Raw genomic sequence first — 19,910 nt, 5'->3', positions numbered from 1 at the left:
CGGCCAGAAAACGGTGTCAAGCCACCGTACTCCAAGACGCTGGCGCGCTGATGACCACACTCACGGCATCACACCTCTGATCCACTGAGTTACCGTTTTACCGAATCACTGGATTACCGAATCACCGGTTCACCGACCCCCGAAATATCTTTCCGCCAGCTTTCTCATCCCTCCCTTTCGCAGCACCGCCATACCCGCCTCCAGCAGCACCTTGCTCACCTCCCCGCGGGACACTTTCACACCCGCTTGCAGGGTGGGCCAGTCTGCGGCCTCAATCAGTGCCAGCGTCTTGATCCCCAACAGCAACGGCAAGGCCGTGGCATAGAGCAGGCGCTTGTTGCTCACTTCATCGAGATATCGCATGCCTTCGTGCAGGTGCTCACGGCACAGCTTCTTCCACGGCGTCAAGAGCGGCATGAGTTTTGCCGGATCCGCCTGCACCGCCGCCACACTCAGCCCCGCGGTCTGGAGCGCCTCTTCAGGAATGTAGCACCGCCCCAGTTTCAGATCCTTCCCAGGATCGCGCAGAATGTTCACAAGTTGCAGACCCTTTCCATAGCGGATGCCCCGCTTGACCATCTCATCCAGGCTCACCCCCTCGTTGAAGGAGCCCTCTGCTTCCGTCGCACACAAGCGCGTCCAGAACTCCCCCACACAGCCAGCCACCAGGTAGGTATAGTCATCCAGGTCGCGGGTTGTTGCCAGCGCACGCAGTTGTCCGTCTCCAGGAAAGCGCTGTATATCCAGCATCTGCCCCTGGATGATGGGGCCCAGCACCCCCATCATGGCAGACTTTTGGCCCTCGGGAGACACGTGGAAAGCATTCATAGCCTCCTGCAGGCGCTCCAGAAGACGCGCCTCATGCGCATCCTCCTGATGCGGAACAAAATCCACCAGCAAGCGGGCCACCAGCACCCCCTCGGCAATCGGATCACGCAGCGGCAGTCTCACCCGCCTTTCAAACTCGGCCAGGCAGGTCAAACGCACCGCATCGGGCACCTGGATCGTATCCGCCATGGTGTCCGCCGCCCGCGCCAGCAGGTACGCCAGGGAAAGCGGCTCTCGCAATCCTTGCGGCAGTGCCTTGAGCGTGAGATAAAAGGATCGGGACACCCCCTCCAGCAGTTTCCCGCCCAGTTCTTCTGCTCCATTCATTGGTTGGACATTTCTCCTTGTTCCATCTTAAATCCGAAATCTGATTCTGTCTCTTGCCGTCTCATCTTTACCTTCACATCCCCTTTTGTCATCGGATCTGCCCATACTGTAGTTTCTATAAACACACCCTGGGCGGCACAGATATGGGAGCCTTTGTAAAGGCTGTGCTCCGGGAACTGGAGTTGCACCAGCGCACCATGCCAGTAACCGCCCGCACCATTTATCTGGGTGGCGGCACGCCGACCGCGTTGAGCGAGAAGCATCTGGCCGACCTGCTAACGGGATTAAAGGAAGCTGCCGCCGCATCCGGCAGCGTTCTCGATGAGTTTGGCCTGGAGGCCAATCCCAAAACGGTGAGCGCCAGCAAGGCCCGCTTGCTGAAGGAACTGGGTGTCACCCGCATCAGCCTGGGCGTGCAAGCTTGGGACGAACCCACCTTGAAGCTGCTGGGCCGGGATCACGCGCCGGATGAAGCCGCCGAGACCTTTCAGATCCTGCGTGAAGCCGGCATCCCCAGTCTCAACGTTGATCTCATGTTTTCCATCCCCGGCCAGACGTTGAAGGTCTGGAACGCCGGCCTGGAGAAAACGCTTTCGCTGGGTTCCGATCACGTGTCGTGTTACAATCTGACCTATGAGGAGGACACCGAGTTCCTCTCCCAGCTTCAGGCCGGTGTGCTGGACACAGATGAGGACCGTGACGCTGACCACTTCCAGTCCACCATGGACATCCTCGAGGCTGCCGGCTTCGAGCACTACGAGATCTCCAACTACGCCCGCCCCGGCCATCGCTCCGTGCACAACCAGGCCTACTGGCGAGGCGCCGACTACCTTGGCCTCGGCCCTTCCGCCAGCTCCACCGTCCAACGGGTACGATGGAAGAACATCTCCGATACCGCAGGCTACATTCGTCTTGTCCAGGAAGGGCGTCTGCCCATCACAGAATCCGAAGAACTCAGCGACCGCCAGTGGCTCATTGAACGTGTGGCCCTGGAACTGCGTACCGCCGAAGGCATGAGCCGCGAGCGCGTCGCGCCTTCCCAAACCGAAGCCCTGACGATGCTGGTCACCGAGGGCCTCGTGACCGCCACGGCCAGCCGGGTGATCCTCACCCGCGCCGGCAAAGCCCTCTCCGACAGAATTGCAGAACAACTGCTGCCGGACGAATAGAGGCAACCCTGATGAATTAGGAATTCTAAATTAGGAATGAACTGAGACCTTCGTCACCGGCAACCCGAAACGAGTCGCGGAGTTCATTCCTAATTCATCATTCCCTAATTCCTAATTTTTCGAAAGCCACTGCACGGCATCAGCCACCACGTAGCCATCGGCACCTTCATTGGAGATGGTCACCACTGCTGCCACGTCTTTCGTGAACTGAAAAGTTCCCAGCGAGACGAAGAGACCGTCGATCGAGGGCATCACCTTCTGGTTCACGGAAAGCACCTTTTCACCGTCAGGAGTGAGCACTTTGACCTTGGCGTTGGAGGCGCGGTTGGTGTTGTGCGGCACCGCCAGACGCACTTCGTAGGCACCTGACTTGGGCAGCACGGTCTCGAATCGGGCAGTGCAGTTGCCATCGTTCACATTGCCATCATGGTGGTAGCCTTCGCCAATAAATCTCCTGGCGACCTTGCTTTCCCCCCAGTTCCCCTTGAACTCCGCCTTGGCATCGTCCACCACCACGCCCTTCAGCTTGGCAGGATCCATGCCCCCCTTCGCCTCCGTCTTGATAAGATGCGGCGCTTCCAGAATCTGACCATCCTGGAGGAGGCGCTCACGCAGCACCTTGTAGGGCACATCCTGCACGGCGGTACCGGCATCAATGGCCAGGACAGCAGCAGTAGCGGAAGACTGGGCCAGGATCATGAACACCGGTTCCATGCGGATGGAGCCGAAGGCGATGTGCGTGCTGGAGACACAGACGGGCACCAGCAGGTTGTCTGCCTGACCTTTCTTCGGCACCAGAGAGCCATAAGCGATCTCATAGGGCCCGTTGGTGGAGACACCAATGTCGCCTTCATTCTGCACATAGCCCTCGGGCGTGATGTAGCGCTGGACATTGTGTGAGTCGATCGTGTAGGAGCCCATGCCCACGGAGTCCGGGGTGGGCTTCTTTTTGCGCAGCTCATTCTCTGTCATGACGAAGGCTCCCACCATGCGGCGGGCTTCACGGATGTAGAGTTGCGGAGACCAGTTCCCATTGTCTTTGAACTCATCCTTGGGCAATCCCCAGCGTTTCATCTCGTTGCGCACTTCAGATGGCACCCGTGGATCATTGGCGATGAAGTAGAGCCAGCCTTTTTGATAAGTCTCATGCTCCTTGATGATCTCCTTCCGCCGCTCGTACGAGGCATCCGGGTAGTCATAGTTGTACCCGATGTTGTCCGTGCTGAAGGGGCCGTGGTTGTTCGTATCCGTCTTGTGGTTCGGGATGGGATCGAATTTCTCAAACGTCTCCCTCCAGCCAGCATCAAATACACGAACCAGCATCTCATACTGCTTGGGATCATAACCGTCCGGCTTCTCGAATGGGATTCGATTTTCAGGATGATCCGTCAGGCACATGCGGAAGCAGTAGGCCTGCACCCGCTTGTCTTCCTCACCAAATTTTCCCGGGGGCTGGGCGCTGACTCTCGGCAGCACGCCACTCTTGGGATCACCGGGCACCACGTAGGGGCTGATCTTGTCCTTCAGCACTCCGAAGTGATGCCGGTGGTGCAAGACGCCTGTCTGCACGCCATTGGCCGTCTCACCATACTTGCTGTTGGCCTCACGACCCACGTGGTAGTCCACAGCCGCCGCAGCCATCAGATCACCCTCGTAAGTGGCATCGATGAACATCTTTCCCGTGAGGGTCTTGCCGCTGAGCATGGTGATGCCAGTGATGCGACTGCCCTCCTTCTTCACCCCCTTGGCGCGATCCAGCCACTCATCCCGCAGCACGGGAATATTGAACTCCTTCACATAATCCTCGAACACCTGCTCTGCCACGTGAGGCTCGAAGATCCACATGGTGCGATTTTCGCCATCCATGGCCGGGGTCCCCTGACCCTTGTTGCCGTACTCAGTCTTCTTCTGCTGCTTCCACGCCTCTGGCTTGTCGTAGTACATCCAGACGCGATGATAAAAGTCGCGCGACAATCCGCCAATGACCGCCTTGTTGCCCGTGTCGGTGAAGCCCAGTCCGCCGCTGGAAAGGCCACCCAGATGCTTGTCCGGTCCCACGACCACGGCCGTCTTGCCCATCTTCTTGGCCTGCACGGCGGCGATCACTCCCGCTGCCGTGCCGCCATAGACCACCACGTCATACTCCTCAGCCCGGGCTGCCAGGGGCAGGCCCACGATGAGGGTCGAAACCATCCAAGTGCGAAGCGATTGATGCATCATGAGGGAACGCGCATTTAATTTCGAATCTTCAGATAACCGGCCATGCTCGACTGCAAGTTCTGAAGGTCCATGTTAGCGCTTTTGGACAGAAGGAATCAATCTCCAAAGGCGTGGAAGGTCGGGGAGCAGACGATCGCCCCTTTCCTGCATTCCGGGGAACCATTTCTCCCGCCGCTACGTAATGAGATTTACTGAGACATCGAAATGCCTCCTATTTCCATGATCTTCCGCCCCGTTTCCCTGCCGGTCACCTTCCCCGGTCAACTGCTCCTCACTTCCATGCCCGGATATCAGGATGGCGACGTGGAGCGCCCCCTCGCCGCCTGGAATGCCCTGAGGCAAAAGTCGGGGGACGACAAGGTCACCCTGGTCTGTCTGGTAGGAGACGCCGAGATCCAGTCCAAATCACCCCGCTACGCCCGCGCTCTGGCAGAAGGCCGCTGGGGAGGACGCCGCATCAGCCATCCCGTGCCTGACTTTGACATCCCTGGCGATGCCGAACTTTATCACCTGATGGTGCTGGAGATGGGCAAACGCATCCGTCAGGGCGGCACCGTGCTCCTCCATTGTGCTGCGGGCGTCGGTCGGACGGGCACTGCCGCTGTCTGCATCTTGCTGACGCTGGGGCTTCCCTTGCACGAGGCCTATGGCTTGGTGCGCAGCGCAGGCAGTGGTCCCGAGACCCCCGAGCAGCGCCGCTTTGTCGAGGACTTTGCCAACAGCCGCATCCTGCGTACAGCCACCGCCCCGCTTGCTTCGCGACCGGACTCCCCCAGGTGATCCGTGCGGCGAATACCGCGTAGTCAGACCCGTGTTTCATAGGGATGGTGCAGTCGTACGTCCACCAAACGCTGCCGCCATCGCATCTCCCTCCTCCAAGGCACAAATCCGGGCGAAAAAGCTTTGCACCACCCTCCTCCTGTTCCAAAATTCCCTGATCGGACAGTGTTCGATCAACCTTCCAACTTCCCGCTGCCATGCTGCACAACGTTTACTTCTGGCTCAAATCCGATCTCACTCCGGATCAACGCAACACTTTTGAAAGCGAGCTCATCAAGCTCAAGGAGATCCCCTACCTCGTGCACGGCTTCATCGGAAAGCCCGCAAAGACTGAGGAGCGCCCTGTGACGGACCACTCCTTCAACTACTCACTGACCCTTCACTTCAAAAACATGGAGGATCATGATCACTACCAGAAAGACTGCGAACATCACCTGCGGTTCATCAACACTTGCAAGACCTTCTGGGACCGCGTGGTGGTGTATGACAGCTCGCCGGTGCACTGACGGCATTTTCACACCACTCTCCCAAAAGCCGCGGTCAACGAGACCGCGGCTTTTTTGTAATCTCGACTGAATGGCGCACCTCCCCAGAAGGTGTAATTTCCATGACCCCTCCCGTGAGAGACCTCGCAGACGCTTCAGTTGGTGCCTCCTCACGTTGACAACTACAACCGGTATGAATGTCCTGAGGCAGAGGGTATCCGAACACAGCCCGATGCCTCACGGCTCGACACCTTCCCACTGGTGTTTGATCGCCAGCCACCCAGCGTTCCTGCAGCTGTCGACGTGAGGAGATCGGACCAATTGCACGCATTTGGGGTGGATGCCAAGGAACCATCTTCTGCTCAGCCCGAAGCTAATCCCTGAAAGGGACATCTAGCACAGCCCAGTGGTTGGACGAGCCTCAAGCGAGTCAACCCTGGGTACCCCCGCAGAGGATGATCAGGTGGGAAGGCCGACCGCATCCGCTTTCTCCCCACCGCCATCAACACCCCCACGTCATTTGCACCTGATGTCTTGTGTTGCCCGACGTTCGCGGCAAGATGCGAAAACCGCTGAACGACCCTTGAACGAAAACACCTAAGTAGTTCAACAAAAGAGAAAGAAAAGGAAAGCGGAACACCCAAACGCCCAACCAAGCCCAGCGAGAACCCCCAACCTCTGCAAAGCCAGCCGGGGCTGCGCCCTTGAGCGTGTCTGTTTCCAATTTCTCTCAGACTCAGATCCTGAATCTGAACCAGACCGCGGCCCTGAGCTCCCCACCTGCGGAGGAGGACGCCACCTGGCTGGCGGGGTTCGAGGAGTTTTGGACGAACTACCCGCGCAAGGATGCCCGGCGGAAGGCGGAGCAGGCCTGACGCAACGTGAAGGGCAGGGAACGCCCGCGGCTCATCGAGCTCATGCAGGTCCTGGGTCACCAATCCAGCTGCCCGGCGTGGCGGGAGCAGGATGGCCGATTCATCCCTCTGCCCGCGACTTGGATCAACAGCCGACGTTGGGAAGACGGCGGCACGTTTGTCGGTGCAACGGCCCAGGAGACTTCACCGTTGCCCTCGGCTCTGCCCTTGCCCTTTGGCGTGAAGGACGCGGACGGCCTCTCGCCGCGGCAACGGGCTCTGGCGCGGAGTCAGCAGTCGGCTTCTCCAGTCCCGGCGCTGGCGCTTGAGGGAGCCGTGGACTGGGCGTCGCATGAACGCGGTGGAGTGCCCTGGTGAGGCAGAGACACCGGCGTTTGCCCGGTCGATCAGGGGCCAGCGCAAGGGTGGCAAGCTGATGGATGCACGACAAACAGATCCCCAGAGCCCGGGCGTGCAACCTTCATGCACATTGCAACCCGACTCATGGCGAACTGCAACAAACTGGCCTTGATGGGGCAAAGAGCCCCCACCCTCCACAACCCAAAGACCACTCACCATCAACCACTTACGCACACACCCCTCCCATGGCACGCTCCCTGCAAAACAGTACTGCGTAAAAAAAGCCCCAGTTTATCCCCACCTCCACCCCTGAACGCCATGCTCTATACCATCGCCGTCATCCTCATCATCGCCTGGCTGCTCGGCCTGGTGACTTCCTACACCCTGAGCGGGTTCATTCACATCCTGCTTGTGGTTGCCATCGTCATCGTTCTGCTGCGCGTCATTCAGGGCCGCCGCCCGATATGATTTTTTCAGACTGATCACAGCGCCACTCCGAAAACCCCTGGTGCTGCCCTCCTGAAACAACCTCCAACCTTACTCATCGCCATGTTCCCTTTTTCCAAGCCCCACCCCAAAACCTCCCTCGAACGCATCGGCTCCAGCCTTCGCGACGTGGGTCACGACATCAACAACCTGCTGAACACGCTGGGCAGTGAAGCGAACGGCTACTCCTCCGAACTGAAGGACTGCATGAGCTCATTCGCCACCCAGGCGCAAGCCACTGGCCGCCAACTGGAAGATCAGGCCGCGCACGGCTACGAGTCCATCACGGACTTCGTGAAGCGCCGCCCTGTGGAATCCGTGGCGCTCGCCTTTGGCTTGGGCATGCTCATTGTGGCGCTCAAGCGGCCTCGCTAAAAGAGATGCCGCTGCGCTCTGCCGTATGACGCCGTCCCCGCCCCAAGGCACGGCTCCGGTCATAGAAGCAGCCCTGCCACCGCAGGCAGTTGAAGAACGTGATCTCCGCGAACCCGGAATGGGGCCATCACCCCAGCCCATGCGGAGGGCGGCGGCAGTTCAGGCGGCTCGACCGCGCCTGAACTGCCGCTTGTGTTTCCCCCAAAAAAAGCATTCCCCGCCACTCCCCTGATCTGATTCAGTCCACTCCTCCATGACCTCAGCCATTGTCATTGTGTTCGTTTTGATCGCCGTGGCCCTGGTGCTGTTTACGGTGGAGGTGATCCCGGCGGAGATGGTCGCCTTGGGATTGCTGCTGGCGTTTGTGATGACGGGCATCCTGACCCCTGAGCAGGCCTTTGCCGGATTCGCCAGTGACACCGTCATGATGATCCTGGGACTGCTCATCATGACCAGTGCCATTGCCCGGACTGGCGTTATGGGAGGCGTCGCCCGCTGGCTGCAAATCGCGACCAAAGGTCGCAAATTGCTCTTTATCACCCTCCTGCTGGTCTCTGTCGCCGCGCTAAGCAGCTTCATGAGCAATACGGCGGTCACGGCTCTATTTGTACCCGTGGTCATCGCGGTTACCCGGCGCATGGGGATGCCCGTGCACAGCATCCTGTTGCCGGTGGCATTTGCCTCCATCCTCGCGGGTTCCATGACACTCATCGGCACTTCCACAAACCTGGTCGTATCAGGTCTCATGCAGTCTGGAGGCCTGGCTCCTCTCGATATGTTCGAAATGAGTCCTGTAGGGGCGATTCTGATGCTGCTGGGCGTGCCTTACCTCATTTTCCTCGCACCACGCCTTCTCCCTTCCCGCTCCCGGGATGCCACCATGGAGGAAGTCATCCGAGCCGGACAATACCTCACGGAGGTGCGGGTGCAAAAAGAGTCTCCCCTGGTGGGCAAGACCCTTCGGGAGGCCCGATTTGGTGAACAGCATGATCTCAACGTGCTCAGCGTCATTCGGGAAAGCGGGGAGCAAACAGCCGGGCGGGCCAACACCAAACTACGCTCAGGAGACGTTCTGCTCGTAGAGGGTCCTCATGATGCCATTCTAAAGGTCAAAGATCAATCCGGTCTGGAAATCAAGGCTGAGGCCAAACTGGCCGAAGTGCCACCCGAAAACGGTGAAAACCGGCTCTCTAAAGACGACGATAGAGTGGTCGAAGCCCTTGTCCTCCCCGGGTCCACCCTTTTGCACCAAACCTTGAAGCGCGCCCGGTTTCGCGAGCGGTACGGAGTGATCGCTCTTGGCATCCGCCGTCATGGGGAAAACCTGCTCAGCAAGATCAGTCAGGTGCCCCTGAAGGTGGGAGATCTCCTGTTGCTTCAGGGCTCCACCAGCGATCTTCGTGCTCTCGAAGACGCGGGTGCATTCCGACTCATCGGTGAGGCAGACACCTCCCGTTTCTCCAAAGGACGCACCCTCGCCGCGTGCGCCATCTTTGTGGGGGTGCTCGCCCTGGGTGTATTCAAGGTGCTGTCGCTCCCCGTCGCCGCCCTTACGGGAGCCTTCCTCATCTTTGCCACCCGTTGCGCCTCTCCGGAGGAAACCTACCGGGAGATGGAATGGAAGGCCATCATCCTCATCGCGTGCATGCTCAGCGTCGGCGCAGCCCTGCACGCCTCTGGTGCGGATGCCTACGTCGGCGGATTGCTGGCCGGGGGGGCAGGCAGCGTGACGCCCGTGTGGCTCCTCGCCGCCATCTTCGTTTTCACCGTGGCACTGTCACAGCCCATGTCCAACCAGGCGGCCGCTGCACTCGTGCTGCCCATCGCCATCCAGACCGCCACACAGATGGGGCTGGATGCCCGTCCTTTCGCCATGACCGTCGCCTTTGCCGCCGGTTGTTCTTTCCTCACTCCCCTGGAGCCGTCCTGTCTCATGGTGTACGGCCCCGGCGGCTACCGGTTCAAGGACTTTCTCATCGCAGGGCTCCCCCTCACGCTCATCGTCATGGTGGTCACCCTCCTGATGGTGCCGGTCATCTGGCCCCTCCAGCCACGCTGAGCAGCAGGAGCATCTTCCTTCCCGTTCCCTCCATCAACCCGACTCCAGCCTTCTCATGGATGCCCAGCAACGTTCCTATCTCGTCTTTCTGAGGTTCTTCTCCGCCCTGCTGCTGGTGGCAGCCCTCTATTTCGCCCAGGAGGTCCTTGTGCCGCTGGCCCTCTCAGCACTGCTGGCATTCATGATCAATCCCCTGGTCAAGCTGCTCTGCCGTTGCCGGCTGCCCCGCGCCATGAGTGTCGTGATCGTGACCATGCTGGTGTTCACGCTCATGGGGTGTGTCTTCTGGATGGTAGGCAAAGAGCTGCACCACCTGGCCAATTCACTCCCGAACTACCGCCACAACATCCAGGAACGAGTCTCCACCGTGAGAAACGCCAGCGAGGGCGGCACCATTGCACGGTTGCGGACCATGGTGGCAGACATCAGCACCTCTGCACTGGACGTAAGCGCTGGCCGTCAGAAGCAGGTCTCCACGCCCGCCGTCCAGCCCCCTGCCGCACCTGACAATGCAGCGTCAGCCCCCCAGCCTGCCCCCCCACCTGTGGAAGGGGGCATGGCCTCGAAGATCCTCAACGCCTCCCTTTCCTTTCTCGCTAATGGACTGGGCGTGGCTGCCGTGGTGATCGTGTTCGTCATCTTCATGCTGCTACGACAGGAGGATATCAGTCATCGCATTGTCGGACTGGCGGGCTTCAGCAGGCTCACCACCACCACCCGGGCCATGGATGAAATCGGCGGCCGCATCAGCCGCTACCTCCTCATGCTGGCAACGGTCAACTCCCTGTACGGCCTCATGCTGGCCATCGGGCTCGCCTTTATTGGGCTTCCCTACGTCCTGCTCTGGGGCGTGCTCGCAGCGCTGTTCCGCTTCATCCCCTACATCGGCCCCTGGATCGTGGCCGTACTTCCCATCGGCCTCAGCCTGGCCGTCTTCGATGGGTGGACCCAGCCGCTCATGGTTGCCGGTCTGATCATCGGGCTGGAACTGCTGACTAACATGGTCCTCGAACCCCTCCTGTACGGTCACAGTGTCGGAGTCTCGGATTTTGCCCTTCTTGTCGCCATCACTTTCTGGACATGGCTGTGGGGCGGCCTGGGGCTCGTCCTGGCCACGCCGCTCACCGTCTGCATTGTGGTGATTTGCAAGTACATCCCCAGCCTGGCTTGGGTGGATGTGCTCATGGGGGAGAAACAACCACCCCAAGCCCATCTCATGGCGTTTCGTCGCCTCGTTGCGGGAGATGAGGACGCCTTCCAGAGCACCATTCACGATTCAATAGAGAAGAACGGCATCGAAGCCACACTGGATGAAGTGGTCCTGCCAGCCCTGGTCCTGACGCGACGAGAAGCAATGCTAGGGAAGCTGGATGAAGAGGAGCAGAATGAGGTCATCACAACCATCCAGGCCACCAGCCAGTATTTGCGGGAGTGCCAGGCAGAGGCGTTGGATGAAGGCCGAAAGACAAAGGCAGCCGCGTTACTAGAGAAACAGGAAATTCAGGGACAGGTGGAAACCAGCGACACTACCGCACGAACTCCAGACGAAAGTACTGCCAGTGAACCCGTACCTCCGCCGATCCCCGTCTTCGGCCGCGCCCTTCACGGCCAGGTGGACGTCCTCGCGTTGGAGATGCTCGAAATCCTGCTACCGGCCCAAATCGAGCTTCAGATCTCGGCAGACGACCGCCTTGTGGGAGAACTGGTGGAGAAGCTCAATCACTCCCGCCCGGCCCTCATGATCATCAGCGCGATGCGGCCTGGATCCATCATGGCGGCAGAAACTCTCTGCCGCCGCCTGCACCACAAGATTCCCGGGCTGAAAATGCTCGTGTGCCGCTGGGGACTACCCGGCCAGCAGGCCACCGCCAAGTCCCTGAAAGACGCCGGAGCCACCTGGGTGGCCACCAGCCTGGCGGAAGCGCGGGATGTGATCGTGCAGGCGACGGATCGCTAAGCTCATACACAGCATCCCCCTCCCCCTGGCTGTCCACAGTCCAGAGTGGCGGGAGTGAAATTGGCACTGGGTGAACACTTGAAAACGTCTCCCTGGTTGCTGCCGTATTATATAGATTGCGCTTCTCGGAAACAAAAAACGACCTCTTCCAGTGCCGCCCATCGCCTCAATCCCTGCCCCAACCCTCTCATCCACCCCGCCCCCAAGTTGGCTTAAGACCAGAGATGGCCATGAGGTGCTCTGGCTGGACAGCGGACGGGCACTGCTGGCGGCCCAGCTTCAGGCCATCAAAGGCGCTCAGAGCAGCATCCGCCTGGAGCAGTACATCTATCGAGCCTCTGACGTGGCTGAACGCTACCGCGAGGCCATGACGGCTGCCGCCCGCCGCGGAGTCTCAGTCACGATCCTGCTTGATCACGCAGGTTCGATCTCCCTGCCCGGAGATTATTTCTCAGAACTGGAGTCACTTGGCGGGAAGCTCGTCTGGTTCAACCCCGTGCGCCGCAGGTTCTGGTCCTTCCGCGATCATCGCAAACTGCTGGTGGTGGACGAGGACACCGCCTTCATCGGCGGCTGCAACATCGCCCCTGAGTACGAAGGCGACGGCGTCATTGAGGGCTGGCGGGACGGGGGCATTGGCATTCGGGGTCCTGTGGTGCACCACCTCGCCCTTGCTTTTGAGAAACAGGTGGACCAGGCGCCCAAGCAAATCTGGAAGGTGCGACGGCAGTCATCTTGGGGTCGCATCGAGGTGAGCCCGGACGTCACGCTTCTGCTCACGCGCCCGGGCTTCCACCAAAACGCCTTTGACGAAGCCTTGCGGCACGACCTCCACCATGCCCGGGACGTCGCCATCACCTGCGCCTATTTCCTCCCACCCGGCCGCACGCGGCGCGCCCTCCAAAAGGCCGCCCGCCGGGCCGAGCGCTTCCGCCTTCTGCTTGCCGGCAAATGCGATGTGCCGATGTTTCAATCCGCATCCCGCGCCCAATACCGGAAGTTCCAGGGTAAGGGAGCGCAGATCTATGAGTACCAGCCCCAGGTGCTTCACGCCAAGACCCTCGTCGTGGATGATGCGGTGTACGTGGGTTCATCGAACCTCGACCCCCGCAGCCTTTCGATCAACTTCGAGATGATGATCCGCATCGAATGCCCGGAGCTCGCCCAACAGGTCCTCGCCACTTTTGAACGGGACCTTGAGCACAGCAGCCTGGTGGAAAAGGTCCGCTGGCGTCGCCCCACCACCTGGTGGAAGCGCCTCAAACAAAAAATCGCGTGGTGGCTCTTCGTTCGCCTCGACCTCTCCATCGCCCAGAGCATGCTTCAGGATGCCGAGCAGCGTGGCGGGGAGAGGTAGGTGCTTGGTGCTTGGTGCTTGGTGCTTGGTTTGAAGTTTAGAACGTCAGCCTGGAGTTTACCTCAGGACAATGACCCACGAGCGATTCAGAGGCGTCAAACTTTATCTGCCATGGATCTCCGCTCTGCCCACCCCTACTGGTTGTTGAAAAACGGGCTGCTGACTGCCTATCCTGCCCTGGAGCGCGATGCCCGGTGTGAAGTCCTGGTGGTGGGCGGCGGAATCACCGGGGCGCTGGTCGCCTACCATCTGGCAGAAGCGGGCGTATCCACCATGGTCTTGGACCGTCGGGATATTGGTTGGGGGAGCACTGCCGCAAGCACCGCCTTGTTGCAGTATGAGATCGACACCCCGTTGCACGAGCTGGAGGCAAAACTTGGGCGCGACCACGCGGTGCGCAGCTACCAGGCCTGCCGCGATGCCATCTACAAGGTTCAGACTCTGGTAAACAGCCTAGATGACGACTGCGGATTCAAAGCCAAACCCAGCCTCTACTACAGCGGACTGAAACGGGATCTGACCGGCATGAAGAAGGAATTTGCCGCCCGGCGGCGGGCAGGCATCGCCGTGGAATGGTGGTCTTCCCGGGAGGTGACAGAGCATATGGCATTCCAGAAGGCCTGCGCCATCTACTCACAAGACGGAGCCCAGGTGGATGCGTACAGGCTCACCCACACTCTGCTGCAAGCCGCGTGTCAAAGGGCGGCCCGCGTGCATGACCGCACCGGACTGGCAGGCTACGAGGTTCAAGGCAATAATGTCATCGCCACCACTGAGCGCGGGTCCACCATCCGGGCCCGCCACATCGTCTTCGCCACGGGTTATGAGGCCCAGGGCGATCTGGATCAGAAGATCGTCTCCCTGCACAGCAGCTTCGCACTCGTCAGCGAGCCCGTCGCGGGCCGCGGCCCGATCTGGCATGAAGACTGCCTCATCTGGGAACACGCCGATCCCTACCTTTATCTTCGCACCACCGAAGACCGGCGCATCATCATCGGAGGTGAGGATGAAGACTTCCGTGACGCCGACCGGCGTGACGCGCTCATTGAATCCAAATCGGCAACCTTGCTCCGCAAATTCCGCCGTCTCTTCCCCAGCGTCCCTTTCGAAGTAGCCTTCGCCTGGGCCGGAACATTTGGCGAAACCAAGGATGGTCTCCCCTACATCGGCCAGACCCCGGAGTTTCCTCGCGCCAGCTTCACCCTCGGCTTCGGAGGCAACGGCATCATCTACAGCCTGATCGCCGCCGAAATCGTGCGAGATGAGATCCTTGGGAAGAAGAACGAGCACGCGGAGTTGTTCCGTTTTGGAAGATAGCCCGTAGCGCCCGTTGGCGATCAGTCCCATTTTGCTGTTTGGCATCACCCGTGCATTCCATCTCACCCTCTCCCCCCTCCGTGAGAGTGGTCGCTGGCTTGAGGTGATCCGCACCCTGATCCCACTTCACAGGTAACCCCAGGTATTTTGAAGTGCCCTCCAGTCGCCTGAATGTGGATTTTAGAAAGGTGGATGTGTTTGCAGGACGTAGTTTTGGCTCTCAACTGCCATTTTGCACTGGCGCTACCTCATCCCCTTCTCCAACGACCATGTCCAACGCTCACTCCGCCCCCGCCCCCATGCCACAAGACATCGCCTCCCGCCGCTTCGTGACTGCCGCGGAAAAGGTGGACTTCGTCTCCCCTTGGACGTTGGAGGAATGGCTGTGCCGCAACGACGTGGTGAACAACCAGGAACTCCTCATGGTGCGCGCCAACATGGAGCCATTTCACTCCCACCCCTTTCACACGCACCCAACACGTGAAGAGATCATCTACGTCGTCTCTGGCCGGGCCGAGCAATGGGTGGGTAAGGAGAAGCGCATCCTCGGCCCTGGTGAAATCGCCTTCATCCCCAAGGGCGAAGTCCACGGCACCTACAACCCCTTCAACGAACGTCTCGTCTTCCTGGCCATTCTCTCCCCAGCCAAGGCCGATGAACCCGGCATTGTGGACGTCAGCAACGAAGAACCTTGGAAATCCCTCCGTCCGGAGACGGCATAGGGAGAAGCTTTTTAGACAGAATTAACGGAATCAACAGAATTGGGACTCCCGGAGATTCCATTCAATCTCCTCGAACCCGCGCCAGCCTGAATTCCAGTTTTGTAAATGCTGTTAATTCTGTCCAAATCAAAGCTCCACTCAGTCATCCGGTTAATCTGTTAAAAATCTTGTCCCTTCTTTGTCGCCGCCTCCTGACTCCCAAAATCAAACTCAAGCGGCCCCGGGTGCTCCGACCTCAACACCTGGGTGTCCCCGTTCTCCTTCTGCAGCTTCTCCAGCAGCGTCCGCATGCGGTCAATCTCCTCAGCATGCCCCGGCTCCCGGGCAAGATCTCTGGTCTCTGCTGGATCTGACTTCAGATCGTAAAGCTGCATCTTGTTCACCTGTGGATACACGATCAACTTCCACTGATCATCCCGCACAGCCCGCTGCACTTTCCGATAGCCAGTCATGATCGCCTGTCGTCGCGTGATTTCCTCGCCTTTGAGCACCGGCACCAGACTGAGCCCTTCACTTCCTTCGGGAGCATTCACCCCCGCCAGATCCCCGAGCGTGGGATAGACGTCCAGCAGGTAGCAGAGCGCCGCCCGCTTCTCCCCTTTGGGCACACCCGGTCCTGCCAGGATCAGGGGCGAGTGCATGGAGTGGTCGTAGAGACTCTGTTTTCCCATCAGGCCGTGACTGCCGATGGCCAGTCCGTGGTCGCTGCTAAAAACGATGATCGTTTTTTCATCCTGACCGGTTGCTCTAAGGGACTCCAAAATCCTGCCAATCTGCGAGTCCATGAACATGATCGCCGCATAGTAGTCCGCCAGCTCCTGGCGGATCACAGGCTCAGTACGCGGCCAGGGTGCCAGCTTCTCATCTCGCACCGTCATTTCTCCGTTGTTGAAGGGATGCACCGGCAGGAAGTTCTCCGGTATCGGTGGCTTGTTGGCATTGGTCTGCTCGTGCCACGCGGGTGGCGCTTTCCGGGGATCATGTGGCGCATTGAATGCCACATAGCAGAGCCAGGGTTGCGAACTTTGCTTTTGCGCCCGGACAAACTCCACCGCCTTGTCGGCAAAGAGTTCCACGCAGTGCTTCTCCACCGTGCGCCGGTTCACAAACTGCCTGTTTCCACCCTGCCCTGCCGATGACATGTCTTGCACTGGAATGGCGTCGGGATCGCCCATCCCACCCAGGAAAACGGCCTTCGCCTCCTGGAAGGCCCGTAGGGCGGACGGAGCGCCATTGTGCCACTTGCCCGTCATGAATGTCCGGTAGCCAGCGGAGGCAAAGCTCTCCGGCCAGGTGGCCTGGCCCTTTAGTTGTTCCTGCACACGATAGAGCGTGCGGCCACTCATCAACATGGCCCGGGAAGGCACGCAGACGGCCCCCTGATTTGAACCCATGCAATACGCCTGGGTGAAGGTCGTCCCATCCCTGACCAGGCGATCCAGGTTCGGCGTCTGCAGGTGCGTGTTCCCCAACGCAGCAATCGTGTCCGCCCGCTGGTCGTCGCTGAACAGAAACAGCACGTTGGGCCGTTCCGCCGCCGTCAGGGCTGCGGTGCATACCATTGCCATACACGCGGCAGCGAACCAGAGAATACACTTCATGAGACCTTGGTAAACGCGCGCCACCCCGCCAGCTGTCATGTAATTTTTTTCTTCGCCAAACGCGCCCCCACCGTGTATTCCCCGGGAATGTTCAAGAAACTCATCGCACCACTCACGCTGCTGGCCGTCGTGGCGGCCATGGCGTTCTCCGCCTCCACGCCGCCCAAGCGCAAGATCCTCTTCTTCACGAAATCCAGCGGATTTGAGCACTCCGTCATCTCCTGGAAAAAAGGACAGCCCAGCCACGCGGAGGGGGTGCTCACCGAGCTCGGCAAAAAGAACAACTGGGAGTTCACCTACTCCAAAGACGGCTCCCTCTTCAGCAAGGACTATCTGGCCCAGTTTGACGCCGTTTTCTTCTACACCAGTGGGGACCTCACCACGCCCGGCACCGATGGCCAGCCTGCCTTGACCGCTGAGGGCAAGCAGGCTCTCTTCGACTACGTGCGCAGTGGCAAAGGTTTCCTCGGCACCCACTCTGCCAGCGATACCTTCCACACCGACAACGAATCCAAAAAGGGTCCGGAGCGCTTCCGCAACCACGGCGACAAGGCAGACCCCTATGTGCGTTTCCTCGGTGCCGAGTTCATCAAGCACGGAGCTCAACAGCCGGCCAAGATCACCGTCACCAATCCCAAGTTCCCCGGCTTTGAGAACGTGGGCAAGGAGTACAACTTCCCCGAGGAGTGGTACTCGCTGAAAGACTTCACGCCAGACATCCACGTGCTGAGCACGATCGACTCCACCTCCATGAAGGGCGATGAGTACAAGCGCCCCGCCTTTCCAATCACCTGGGCACGCAAGGAAGGCGAAGGCCGCGTCTGGTACACCGCCATGGGCCACCGTGAAGACGTCTGGACCAATCCCATCTTCCAGGACATCCTGGCTGGCGGCATCAAATGGGCACTGGGTGATGTGAAGGCCGATGTGCCGCCGAATCTCAAAGAAACGGCACCCGAAGCCCACGTAAACCCTCCTTACGTCGAGCCCAAGCCCCCGGCACCCAAGCCAGCCAAGACCGCCGCACCTGAGCCAGCCGCAGAGAAGAAACCGTAGAGGCTGATCAAGCCAGTCCCGCTCCTTTGCAGAGGCCCAACGTTGGTCTGCCCCTGGCAGATGACGTTGGGTTTTTTGTTGTCGGACGGGTCCTGTTATTCCATCAAACCCCACCCCACCCACCACCCCTTTCGCACAAAAAAGTTTGCTGAAACGCCTCCATTTCCACGTCATGGTCGTGTTTCTGCTTGCCCACAGATTTCCGCCTCCTATGGATGCGGATTTGTCCCCATACCCCCGCCCCTGGAACAGCCCTCCCCCGGCTCCAAGCCAGCGCTCCCATGCTCGCCGCAGGGGGGCTCTTGCTGTTTGCCTGGGCTGGCACCAGCTGCTCAACCGTCCCGCAGAAAAATGCCGCCCGGACCCACCCGGTCACCCGCGAGGGTAGGGTAACGTTTCCCCCGGACATCCACCACCGGCTCGCCCCCAGGCAGACGCCAGACTTTCTCACCCATGGTGAGCTCGTGGCGTTGAGCAAGGACCCGGTTCCCAGTGGCGCTACCGCTCAAAAATTGGAGCGCTTTTGGCGAACCCCAGTCGTCAGCAATGCGGCCTATCATTCTGGCCGACATCCTCATATGCAAAGCACCCCCGCCCTCGGTCCAGTACTGAGGGTGGCGACGTGGAACATCGAGAAATCGCTCAACATCAACCAGGTGGCCAAGGCGCTGACATCCCCTGCCGCCTACACCTCGATGATCAACGAGAAGCGAGCCCCGGCCGGTTCTCACTTGCGGGAGGAGATGCTGCGACAGCGCCAGCGTCTGGCCAGCGCGGACATTGTCTTCCTTCAGGAGATGGACATTGGGGTGAACCGCTCCGGCTATGTGGACACCGCCCGTACCCTCGCGCATGCGATGGGGATGAACTACGCGTACGCTCCGCAGGCGCTGGAGGTGGACCCCGTGCTACTCGGTCAAGAGCCCCGCCCCGATAGTCCTGCAGGCAAGCCCAAGTATCACAGCGTGGACCCCGCCCAGTACAAGGGCGTCTTCGGCTCCGCCATCCTGTCGCGCTACCCGATTGTGAAGGTCGAGGCTTTTCAACTCAAGACCCAGCCCTACGACTGGTACAAGGATGAACAAAAGCGGGCCGATATTGCCGAGCATGGCCGCCGCGTGGGCTCGGCCCTGGTCTTCGACAACGAAATCACCCGCGAGCTCAAGGTGGGCGGACGCAACTACTTCCGCGTGGATGTGGCGGTGCCCGGCACCCCCGGAGGAGTTGTTTCCTTGATCAACAACCACCTGGAGATCAAGACGCTTCCGAAGCATCGCGAGGCCCAGATGGTGGAGATCCTGGGCTACATCAAGAACATCCCGCATCCCGTGATCATGGCCGGGGACCACAACTCCGCGCCCAATGACGTGAGTCCCACCTCCGTGGAGCGTGTCATCTGGCGTCAGATCGACACTCCAGCCAGCTTTGTCTCCACGGCGTCCAATGTCTCTGGTCTGGTCTGGGGCACCATGATCCCTCTCTACCGCGAGCGCGGGGCCCTCAACGCGCTCAAGAATTTTCAGAGCCCTCTGGCCCCAAACGTCCCGATCATTTTCCCCAACCACGTGGTGGGGCTCTTCAACCGTGTGAAGGAATTCCGTTTCGAAGACGGCTCCACCTTTGACTTCCGCGGCGATCGGGAACGCTCCATCAACCAGCGCAAAGGCTTGCTGGCAAACAGCAACGACCGTCGTCTAAAGGGCCAGGTCACCAGCTTTAGCGTACGCCGACCTATCGGACCGCTGGGGCGCTACCGGCTGGACTGGTTCTTCGTCAAGTCCAGCCTGCTTCAGGATCCGCGGGACAAAAAAGGACCGTACCAGTTTGCCCCGCACTACGGGGAGACGCTGGCCGTGTTCAACGAGCATCTGAGCAAGCCGCTCTCAGACCATCGCCCGCTGGTGATGGATCTCCCGCTCAACGAGCCTGCTCTTGAGCAGGAGGGATAGACCAGGCC

Annotated in this window: 18 protein-coding genes; 14 read left to right on the top strand and 4 right to left on the bottom strand. The window is 59.9% G+C overall.

Annotation, left to right across the window (positions count from 1 at the left end; genetic code table 11):
• Window positions 1-129: 129 nt before the first annotated feature.
• Window positions 130-1,155 (bottom strand): squalene/phytoene synthase family protein, encoded by a 1,026-nt coding sequence (locus tag VSP_RS34980; protein WP_009960701.1) that lies wholly within the window; start codon window positions 1,153-1,155, stop codon window positions 130-132.
• 53 nt (window positions 1,156-1,208) lie between these two features.
• Here VSP_RS34980 and hemW point away from each other — a divergent pair, with 53 nt between their 5' ends.
• Window positions 1,209-2,324 (top strand): radical SAM family heme chaperone HemW, encoded by a 1,116-nt coding sequence (hemW, locus tag VSP_RS11305; RefSeq protein WP_029190356.1) that lies wholly within the window; start codon window positions 1,209-1,211, stop codon window positions 2,322-2,324.
• Between the two features lie 111 nt (window positions 2,325-2,435).
• On the opposite strand, the gene VSP_RS11300 is transcribed toward hemW, so the two are convergent.
• The gene (locus VSP_RS11300; RefSeq protein WP_009960698.1) at window positions 2,436-4,517 is read right to left on the bottom strand and encodes an FAD-dependent oxidoreductase; all 2,082 of its coding nucleotides are present in this window, start codon (window positions 4,515-4,517) and stop codon (window positions 2,436-2,438) included.
• A gap of 231 nt (window positions 4,518-4,748) precedes the next feature.
• Between VSP_RS11300 and VSP_RS39275 the strand changes: the two genes are divergently transcribed.
• From VSP_RS39275 to VSP_RS11240, 11 genes are all read left to right on the top strand, one after another.
• Window positions 4,749-5,324 (top strand): protein-tyrosine phosphatase family protein, encoded by a 576-nt coding sequence (locus tag VSP_RS39275; RefSeq protein WP_009960697.1) that lies wholly within the window; start codon window positions 4,749-4,751, stop codon window positions 5,322-5,324.
• Window positions 5,325-5,521: 197 nt separating this feature from the next.
• The gene (locus VSP_RS11290) at window positions 5,522-5,830 is read left to right on the top strand and encodes a Dabb family protein (RefSeq protein ID WP_009960695.1); all 309 of its coding nucleotides are present in this window, start codon (window positions 5,522-5,524) and stop codon (window positions 5,828-5,830) included.
• Between the two features lie 689 nt (window positions 5,831-6,519).
• Entirely contained in the window at window positions 6,520-6,684 is a 165-nt protein-coding gene (locus VSP_RS42175) for a hypothetical protein (RefSeq protein ID WP_009960694.1), read from the top strand.
• Between the two features lie 42 nt (window positions 6,685-6,726).
• Entirely contained in the window at window positions 6,727-7,041 is a 315-nt protein-coding gene (locus VSP_RS11280; protein ID WP_198141362.1) for a hypothetical protein, read from the top strand.
• A 300-nt stretch (window positions 7,042-7,341) separates the two neighbouring features.
• Complete coding sequence (locus VSP_RS42170; protein WP_009960690.1) at window positions 7,342-7,491, top strand: lmo0937 family membrane protein; 150 nt, start codon at window positions 7,342-7,344, stop codon at window positions 7,489-7,491.
• Window positions 7,492-7,572: 81 nt separating this feature from the next.
• The gene (locus VSP_RS11270) at window positions 7,573-7,884 is read left to right on the top strand and encodes an ElaB/YgaM/YqjD family protein (RefSeq protein ID WP_009960689.1); all 312 of its coding nucleotides are present in this window, start codon (window positions 7,573-7,575) and stop codon (window positions 7,882-7,884) included.
• 253 nt (window positions 7,885-8,137) lie between these two features.
• Window positions 8,138-9,943, top strand: coding sequence for an SLC13 family permease (locus tag VSP_RS11265; RefSeq protein WP_009960688.1), 1,806 nt, complete (start codon window positions 8,138-8,140; stop codon window positions 9,941-9,943).
• 55 nt (window positions 9,944-9,998) lie between these two features.
• Window positions 9,999-11,900 carry an AI-2E family transporter gene (locus tag VSP_RS11260; RefSeq protein ID WP_009960687.1) on the top strand — a complete coding sequence of 634 codons (1,902 nt, stop codon included), beginning with the start codon at window positions 9,999-10,001 and terminating at the stop codon, window positions 11,898-11,900.
• Between the two features lie 151 nt (window positions 11,901-12,051).
• Entirely contained in the window at window positions 12,052-13,257 is a 1,206-nt protein-coding gene (locus VSP_RS11255) for a phospholipase D-like domain-containing protein (RefSeq protein WP_081452496.1), read from the top strand.
• Window positions 13,258-13,368: 111 nt separating this feature from the next.
• The gene (locus tag VSP_RS11250; RefSeq protein WP_009960685.1) at window positions 13,369-14,574 is read left to right on the top strand and encodes an NAD(P)/FAD-dependent oxidoreductase; all 1,206 of its coding nucleotides are present in this window, start codon (window positions 13,369-13,371) and stop codon (window positions 14,572-14,574) included.
• Between the two features lie 269 nt (window positions 14,575-14,843).
• On the top strand, window positions 14,844-15,296 hold the full coding sequence (locus tag VSP_RS11240; protein WP_009960683.1) for a cupin domain-containing protein: 453 nt from the start codon (window positions 14,844-14,846) through the stop codon (window positions 15,294-15,296).
• Window positions 15,297-15,454: 158 nt separating this feature from the next.
• On the opposite strand, the gene VSP_RS34970 is transcribed toward VSP_RS11240, so the two are convergent.
• Complete coding sequence (locus VSP_RS34970) at window positions 15,455-16,897, bottom strand: sulfatase family protein (protein ID WP_198141361.1); 1,443 nt, start codon at window positions 16,895-16,897, stop codon at window positions 15,455-15,457.
• 87 nt (window positions 16,898-16,984) lie between these two features.
• Between VSP_RS34970 and VSP_RS11230 the strand changes: the two genes are divergently transcribed.
• A complete protein-coding gene (locus tag VSP_RS11230; RefSeq protein WP_009960679.1) occupies window positions 16,985-17,953 on the top strand; it encodes a ThuA domain-containing protein in 969 nt (322 codons plus the stop codon).
• A gap of 332 nt (window positions 17,954-18,285) precedes the next feature.
• Here the strand turns inward: VSP_RS11230 and VSP_RS43605 are convergent, their stop codons facing one another.
• Window positions 18,286-18,408 carry a hypothetical protein gene (locus VSP_RS43605; protein ID WP_269724128.1) on the bottom strand — a complete coding sequence of 41 codons (123 nt, stop codon included), beginning with the start codon at window positions 18,406-18,408 and terminating at the stop codon, window positions 18,286-18,288.
• A gap of 123 nt (window positions 18,409-18,531) precedes the next feature.
• On the opposite strand from VSP_RS43605, the gene VSP_RS11220 reads away from it, so the two are divergent.
• The gene (locus VSP_RS11220) at window positions 18,532-19,902 is read left to right on the top strand and encodes an endonuclease/exonuclease/phosphatase family protein (protein ID WP_009960677.1); all 1,371 of its coding nucleotides are present in this window, start codon (window positions 18,532-18,534) and stop codon (window positions 19,900-19,902) included.
• Window positions 19,903-19,910: the final 8 nt, after the last annotated feature.

Origin of the sequence: Verrucomicrobium spinosum DSM 4136 = JCM 18804, from assembly GCF_000172155.1 — a bacterium.
Classification (GTDB): Bacteria; Verrucomicrobiota; Verrucomicrobiia; order Verrucomicrobiales; family Verrucomicrobiaceae; genus Verrucomicrobium; species Verrucomicrobium spinosum.
Note: the sequence above shows the minus strand (reverse complement) of the source record. Positions and strands in the feature narration are given on the sequence as shown.

What these genes read in the sequence shown, in the direction of transcription:
- VSP_RS34980 (WP_009960701.1), bottom strand. Translation starts at nt 1,155, where the DNA reads ATGAATGGAGCAGAAGAACTGGGCGGGAAACTGCTGGAGGGGGTGTCC.
- VSP_RS11300 (WP_009960698.1), bottom strand. Translation starts at nt 4,517, where the DNA reads ATGGTTTCGACCCTCATCGTGGGCCTGCCCCTGGCAGCCCGGGCTGAG.
- VSP_RS39275 (WP_009960697.1), top strand. Translation starts at nt 4,749, where the DNA reads ATGCCTCCTATTTCCATGATCTTCCGCCCCGTTTCCCTGCCGGTCACC.
- VSP_RS11290 (WP_009960695.1), top strand. Translation starts at nt 5,522, where the DNA reads ATGCTGCACAACGTTTACTTCTGGCTCAAATCCGATCTCACTCCGGAT.
- VSP_RS11280 (WP_198141362.1), top strand. Translation starts at nt 6,727, where the DNA reads ATGCAGGTCCTGGGTCACCAATCCAGCTGCCCGGCGTGGCGGGAGCAG.
- VSP_RS42170 (WP_009960690.1), top strand. Translation starts at nt 7,342, where the DNA reads ATGCTCTATACCATCGCCGTCATCCTCATCATCGCCTGGCTGCTCGGC.
- VSP_RS11270 (WP_009960689.1), top strand. Translation starts at nt 7,573, where the DNA reads ATGTTCCCTTTTTCCAAGCCCCACCCCAAAACCTCCCTCGAACGCATC.
- VSP_RS11265 (WP_009960688.1), top strand. Translation starts at nt 8,138, where the DNA reads ATGACCTCAGCCATTGTCATTGTGTTCGTTTTGATCGCCGTGGCCCTG.
- VSP_RS11260 (WP_009960687.1), top strand. Translation starts at nt 9,999, where the DNA reads ATGGATGCCCAGCAACGTTCCTATCTCGTCTTTCTGAGGTTCTTCTCC.
- VSP_RS11250 (WP_009960685.1), top strand. Translation starts at nt 13,369, where the DNA reads ATGGATCTCCGCTCTGCCCACCCCTACTGGTTGTTGAAAAACGGGCTG.
- VSP_RS11240 (WP_009960683.1), top strand. Translation starts at nt 14,844, where the DNA reads ATGTCCAACGCTCACTCCGCCCCCGCCCCCATGCCACAAGACATCGCC.
- VSP_RS34970 (WP_198141361.1), bottom strand. Translation starts at nt 16,897, where the DNA reads ATGAAGTGTATTCTCTGGTTCGCTGCCGCGTGTATGGCAATGGTATGC.
- VSP_RS11230 (WP_009960679.1), top strand. Translation starts at nt 16,985, where the DNA reads ATGTTCAAGAAACTCATCGCACCACTCACGCTGCTGGCCGTCGTGGCG.
- VSP_RS43605 (WP_269724128.1), bottom strand. Translation starts at nt 18,408, where the DNA reads ATGGGTGAGAAAGTCTGGCGTCTGCCTGGGGGCGAGCCGGTGGTGGAT.
- VSP_RS11220 (WP_009960677.1), top strand. Translation starts at nt 18,532, where the DNA reads ATGCAAAGCACCCCCGCCCTCGGTCCAGTACTGAGGGTGGCGACGTGG.